The following is a 4596-nucleotide window of genomic DNA, read 5'->3' as shown; positions in this document are numbered from 1 at the left end:
CGGCCCTCGCCGGTCTCGGCACCCTGGCCGTGATCGCCGCCGCCGTGCAGCCCGCCGGCGCCGCACCCCGGACGGACAGATCCGAGGGCCCCGTCGCCCGAGCCTTCAGCAGCGCCGCGGCCGAGTACGGCGTCCCGCGCGACCTCCTGATCGCCCTCGGCTACAGCGAGACCCACCTCGACGGCCACCACGGCCTGCCCAGCCAGGCCGGCGGCTACGGCGTGATGCACCTGGTCAGCAACGCGGCCCAGCACACCCTGGAGCTGGCCTCCCGGCTCACCGGCGACACCGCCCGCGACCTGCGTACCGACACCGCCGCCAACATCCGGGGCGGCGCCGCCGTCCTGCGCTCCTACGCCGACCACGCCGGCCTGAGCACGGCCGAGCGCCGCGACACCGACACCTGGTACCCGCTCCTCGCCCGGTACGGGGGCGCCACCGACCCCGCCACCGCCCGGCTCTACGCCGACACCGTCTACACCTTCCTCGCCCAGGGTGTCACCGCCCGCGCCGAGGGCGGCGAGAAGCTGATCCTCCCCGCCCGCGAGGTCGCCCCCGAGCGCGGCAGCCTCGCCCCGGCCGCGCAGAGCCCCGACTACCCCTCCGCCCTCTGGGTCCCGGCCAACCCGGCCAACTACGCCGTCGGCCGCACGGCGGCGATCAGCAAGGTCGTCATCCATGTCACCGAGGGCTCGTACGCCGGGACCATCAGTTGGTTCCAGAACCCGTCGGCGCAGGTCAGCGCGCACTACGTGGTGCGTTCCTCCGACGGTCAGATCACCCAGATGGTGCGCGAGAAGGACACCGCCTGGCACGCCCGTTCCGGGAACGCCAGCGGTATCGGCATCGAGCACGAGGGGTACATCGACAACCCGAGCTGGTTCACCGACGCGATGTACCGCTCCTCCGCCGCGCTGACCGCCTCGATCTGCGCCCGCTACGGCATCCCCAAGGACCGCGCGCACATCGTCGGCCACTCCGAGGTGCCCGGCAACGACCACACCGACCCCGGTCCGAACTGGAACTGGACCTACTACATGCAGCTGGTCGGCGGCAGCACCGGCGGCGGCGAGGTCCAGCTCAGCTTCCCGTCGTACGACACCCTGCGCTCCGGCTCCACCGGCGCCCAGGTCTCTGCCGCGCAGTCGCTGCTCAACGCGCAGGGCTTCGACGCGGGCACCGTCGACGGCAGCTTCGGCACGAAGACCGGCTCGGCCGTGACCGCCTTCCAGAAGGCCCGCGGCCTGGACGCCGACGGGGTGGTCGGCGCCCGTACCTGGACCGCGCTGCTCTCGGCCGGCACCACACCCGCGCTCAGCCAGGGCAGCACCGGCGCCGCCGTCCAGCGCCTCCAGCGGGCCCTGACCGCCGCGCTCGGGCGGACGGTCACGGCGGACGGCGACTTCGGTTCGGGCACCCAGCAGGCAGTACGGGACTACCAGACCAGCCGCTCGCTGGGCGTCGACGGCCAGGTCGGACCGGCCACCTGGGGCGCGCTGCAGGCCGGACGCTAATAGCCTGGGAAGAGTCGTGCGGGGGGAGCCGCCCGTACCTTCCGATCCAGGTGGGGGGCCTTCGGAGCATCGCCCATGACCACTACGCGCACCGACCGACCCGACCGTGCAACGGACCGTCCCGCCCTCGGTTCCGCCGCCGACTGGGGACTGCTGCTCATCAGACTCACCTTCGGTCTGCTGATGGCGGGCCACGGAGCGCAGAAACTGTTCGGACTCTTCGGCGGCCAGGGGCTCACCGCCACCGGGAAGGGGTTCGAGAGTCTCGGCTACCGGCCGGGGAAGGTCTTCGCCACGATCGGCGGGCTGTCCGAGCTGCTCGGCGGCCTCGGCCTGGCCGTCGGGCTGCTGACGCCGCTGGCCGCCGCCGCGCTGATCGGCGTCATGATCAACGCGATGGCGCTGGTCACCGGCCGCGGCGGGCTGTGGGAGACGGACGGCGGGGTGGAGTACAACGTCTGCATCAGCGTCGTCGCCCTGGGCATCGCCGCGATCGGCCCCGGCCGGCTGGCCCTCGACCGGTTCTTCCCGTGGGGCCGGGGCGGCTGGTGGCCGGCCGCCGTGGCCCTCGGGCTGGGCGGCATCGGGGCGGCCGTCACGCTCAGCCTGTAGGCGGGGCACCCGGGTCTCCGCCGCACGTGACGGTCACGTGCGGCGGCTCGTCGCGTCCGGCCTAGCCGACGATCGCCACCGGCGCGTCCCACGCGCTGCGGTCCACCGTGATCGTGTAACCGCCGCGCGACTCCTTGCTGTTCACCATGTACTGGTGGGCGCGGCTGTGGTCGGTGAAGGCCTTCGGGTCCCAGGGCCAGTCGGCCGTGGTGGTGTTCTGCTGGTCCCACAGGGCGTACCAGAGGTTGCCCGGCAGGTCGGTCCTGTCGGTCGCCGTCGCCACGGCCTTCGCGCTGGAGCTGGTGAAGCCGTAGTAGCCCGCCCGGTAGACCTTGCCGCGCAGCGTCCTGGTGAAGGAACGGACGTAGGACAGCACGGCGTTGTTGCACGCCTTGTCCGTGGTGTCGTACGGCTCCATGTCGAGGTAGATCGCGCTGCCCGGCTTCATGCCGAGCGCCGACGCCTTGGCCACCGCGTCCCTGGCGTCCGTGGCGCCGAGGGACGTCGCGTCGGCGGTGGTCATCTTCTCCGGGTTGGCGCTCTTCTGGCAGGGTGGCTGGGCGCCGACGTAGAGCGGGACCAGCTTCCAGCCCTGGGAGTTGACCGTCTTCACCCAGGACGCGGTGAGGTTCGGCTGGGCGCAGCCGCGGTTCCTACCGCCTATGTAGACGGCGGCGGCGCCGTAGAAGCCGGTCTTCCACGCCTTCATCGCGGCCGCGGACGGCGCGGTGCAGGTGTCGAAGGCGCGGCCGGTGAAGGTCTTCTGCGCGGGCCAGGCGGTGGCCGCGCTGGACGCCTGCGCCGCGACGCCGGCTCCGGCGACGACCGCGGCACCGGCGGTGGCCCAGGCGATGTAACGACTCTTCTTGGACAGCCGATGGCTGGACATCCCCACCCCAGATGCTCATGCCCCACGGCGCGGACGGCGCGGCGCGGGGCGAACGACGTGACTTCCGGTACCGCGGCCGTCCGGTTCCGCGGCGGCGGGCGTACGAAGTGACAGCACTCTAATGCAAGGGGTGCGTACGGGGGTTGTGTGCCCGGTGTGCCGACCCCCCGCCGGCGGGGCCGGGAAACGGGGTGATCACATTCCTTTGGCCGCGCGGGCTTGGGGCGGTCGCGTTCTGGGCACCGTCCTCCTACCGGTGTTCGGTGTCGGTTGGGAGGAGGGTGACGTGGAGCGTCAGATTCGCGTGCGGGTCAGTCGTCGGCCAGCGGCTCCGCGGGGCCAGGAGATCGACCGCAGGACGCCGTCGGGGCGTGTCCTGCCCTACTGAGACCAGGTCTGCCGTAGCGATCAAGAGGGCTTCAGGCGGCCAGCGGGGTCAGGACCAGCGGGGCGATCCGTCCCTCCATCATGTCGCCCAGGCCCTGCACGGCGCAGATGTCGGGGCGTTCCGCGATGTGCGCCGGGATGCCGATGGCCTCCTGGAGCATCCTGTCCAGGCCCGGCAGCAGCGCGGTGCCGCCGACCATCATGATGCCCCGGTCCACCAGGTCGGCCACCAGGTCGGGCGGGCAGTCCCGCAGCACCTTGCCGATGCCGTCGAGGACGGCCAGCAGCGGGGTGTGGATCGCGTCGCGCATCGCGGCCGTGTCCACCCGTACGCTGCGGGCGAGGCCCGTGGCGACGTCCCGGCCGTGGATCTCGGTGGACACCGGGCCCTGCGAGGTCAGGCCGTTGTCCGAGAGGGCGATCTGGAGCGGGCGCACCGACTGGCTGGGCAGCATCAACTCGTGCTCGTGCCGCAGGTGTTGCACGATCGCCCGGTCCACCGCCTCACCCCCCACCGGGATGCGCTCGGCGGTGACGATCGAGCCCAGCGACAGCACCGCGACCTGGGTGGCCGCCGCCCCGCACACCATGATCATGGAGGCCTCGGGGCGTTCCACCGGGAGCCCGCAGCCGACGGCCGCCGCGATCAGGGTGTCCACCAGCTCCACCCGGCGCGCGCCGAGCCCCACCAGCGTCTCGATCGTCGCCCGTCGGGCCAGCGGGTCGGCCTCGTGCGGGGTGCAGGCCGCCGCGCGGAGCCGGGGCTTGCGGCGCAGGGCGCGGCGCATCCGGTCGCCGATCAGGTGCCGCAGCATCCGCTGCGCCATCTCGATGTCGACCACCGTGCCACCGGACACCGGCCGCACCACCCGGATGTACTGCGGGGTGCGCCCGGTCATCTGCTCCGCGAAGTCTCCGACCGCGATGAGAGCGCCGGTACGGGTGTTCACGGCGGCCACCGAGGGCTGGTCGACGACGAGTCCGGCGCCCTTCACATAGACACGGGTGCGGGCCGCGCCCAGGTCGACGGCGAAGTGGCAGCGGCTCAACTGCTCCAGGCTGACGGTCACGGCAGTTCCTCCCGAGTGCGCTGACCATGGGCGGGCCGCCGGGTTCGACGGGCCTCACTGGAGATCCTGCGCGGGCACCGACGCGGGTGCCTTCTGGAGGGGGCCGGGCGGGGCACCGCTGAAT

Annotated in this window: 4 protein-coding genes; 2 read left to right on the top strand and 2 right to left on the bottom strand. The window is 72.8% G+C overall.

Annotation, left to right across the window (positions count from 1 at the left end):
• Together CCN33_RS13975 and CCN33_RS13970 are read left to right on the top strand one after the other, a co-directional pair.
• The coding region (locus CCN33_RS13975; protein WP_341866575.1) for an N-acetylmuramoyl-L-alanine amidase at positions 1-1514 on the top strand (1514 nt) is incomplete at its 5' end.
• 75 nt (positions 1515-1589) lie between these two features.
• Positions 1590-2126: a DoxX family protein gene (locus tag CCN33_RS13970; RefSeq protein ID WP_086693956.1), complete on the top strand. Its 537-nt coding sequence runs from the start codon at positions 1590-1592 to the stop codon at positions 2124-2126.
• A gap of 61 nt (positions 2127-2187) precedes the next feature.
• Here CCN33_RS13970 and CCN33_RS13965 read toward each other — a convergent pair whose 3' ends face one another.
• Together CCN33_RS13965 and CCN33_RS13960 are read right to left on the bottom strand one after the other, a co-directional pair.
• Complete coding sequence (locus CCN33_RS13965) at positions 2188-3015, bottom strand: glycoside hydrolase domain-containing protein (RefSeq protein WP_086693955.1); 828 nt, start codon at positions 3013-3015, stop codon at positions 2188-2190.
• A 419-nt stretch (positions 3016-3434) separates the two neighbouring features.
• A complete protein-coding gene (locus tag CCN33_RS13960; RefSeq protein WP_086693954.1) occupies positions 3435-4472 on the bottom strand; it encodes a rod shape-determining protein in 1038 nt (345 codons plus the stop codon).
• Positions 4473-4596: the final 124 nt, after the last annotated feature.

The organism is Streptomyces recifensis (assembly GCF_002154615.1).
Taxonomy (GTDB): Bacteria; Actinomycetota; Actinomycetes; order Streptomycetales; family Streptomycetaceae; genus Streptomyces; species Streptomyces griseoluteus.
Note: the sequence above shows the minus strand (reverse complement) of the source record. Positions and strands in the feature narration are given on the sequence as shown.